Source organism: Microcystis sp., from assembly GCF_048564745.1.
Lineage (GTDB): Bacteria > Cyanobacteriota > Cyanobacteriia > Cyanobacteriales > Microcystaceae > Microcystis > Microcystis ichthyoblabe_A.
This window is the reverse complement of sequence record NZ_JBLZRT010000145.1, coordinates 1-1,433: the sequence shown is the minus strand read 5'-3', so window position 1 is coordinate 1,433 and position 1,433 is coordinate 1. Positions and strand designations below refer to the sequence as shown.

General features: G+C 49.4%; 1 protein-coding gene. It reads left to right on the top strand.

The genetic code is table 11. The features are described 5' to 3' along the window. Positions 1-53 precede the first annotated feature (53 nt). Entirely contained in the window at positions 54-1,349 is a 1,296-nt protein-coding gene (locus ACOCD9_RS15745; RefSeq protein ID WP_419547923.1) for a Glu/Leu/Phe/Val family dehydrogenase, read from the top strand. The last annotated feature ends 84 nt before the right edge of the window (positions 1,350-1,433 follow it).

The following is a 1,433-nucleotide window of genomic DNA, read 5'->3' as shown; positions in this document are numbered from 1 at the left end:
AAATATACTGTTTTTCCCGTGTTCTAATGGGGATAGATAGGGGGAAAAAAATCATGTCGAAATCACTCTTTACCGATGCCAGCAGTCGCCTAGAACGGGCCCTTAAGTATGTCTCCATTTCCGATGATGCGATCGAGCGGTTAAAATATCCCAAAGCTAGTCTTAGCGTCTCCATACCCGTCCGCATGGACAACGGCACTTTAAGAATCTTCCAAGGCTACCGCGTCCGCTACGATGACACCCGCGGCCCTGGCAAAGGAGGGGTGCGCTATCATCCCAACGTCAACATCGATGAGGTGCAGTCCCTGGCCTTTTGGATGACCTTTAAATGCGCCCTGCTGGATTTGCCCTTTGGTGGGGCTAAGGGCGGCATTACCCTAAATCCGAAAGAATTGTCAAAAGCCGAGTTAGAACGCCTTAGCCGGGGCTATATCGAGGGTATAGCCGACTTTATCGGTCCCGATGTCGATATTCTTGCCCCCGATGTCTATACCAACGAGATGATCATGGGTTGGATGATGGACCAGTACAGCATCATTCAGCGTAAAATTAGTCCGGCGGTGGTGACGGGGAAACCTTTAACCATGGGAGGCAGTCGCGGTCGCGATACGGCGACGGGAACGGGGGCTTTTCATGTTATTCACTCTCTTTTGCCGAAATTAGACAAAAAACCCGCTAATACTACCGTAGCCGTCCAAGGATTCGGTAACGCTGGGGCTGTAGTAGCGGATCTCCTCGCCAAAGCCGGTTATCAAGTGGTGGCGGTAAGTGATTCCCAGGGCGGCATTTATCGGGAAAAAGGCCTAGATATTGCCAGTATTCGTGAGTATAAACAGGAACATCGCGGAATTACTGCTATTTACTGTGAGGGTACTGTGTGTAATATCGTAGAACACGAGGCGATTAGTAATGAGGAATTATTAGCCCTAGATGTAGATATTTTGATTCCGGCTGCCCTAGAAAACCAAATTACCGCCGAAAATGCCGATCGCGTGCGGGCGAAATATATCTTTGAAGTAGCCAACGGTCCGACTACCTCAGAAGCCGATCGCATTTTAGACTCAAAAGGGATTCTCGTTTTCCCTGATATTTTGGTTAACGCCGGTGGGGTAACGGTGAGTTATTTTGAATGGGTGCAAAATCGCAGCGGTCTTTATTGGCGATTAAACGAGATAAATGAGCGCTTAAAAGAAAGAATGGTGACAGAAGCGGAAAAAGTCTGGTCTTTCGCCCAGGAGTTCGATATATCTCTGCGTACCGCCGCCTACGCCCACGCTATTACTCGTCTCGGTGAAGCCCTAGATGCCAAGGGAACCCGCGATTATTACCAAAATAAGACGAGAGCTTAAGGTCGTCGGTCGTCGGTCGTCAGGAAATAGGGTGATAGGGTTTTGGGGTGATAGGGTGATGAGACAGCTTCCCCACTTCCCCAC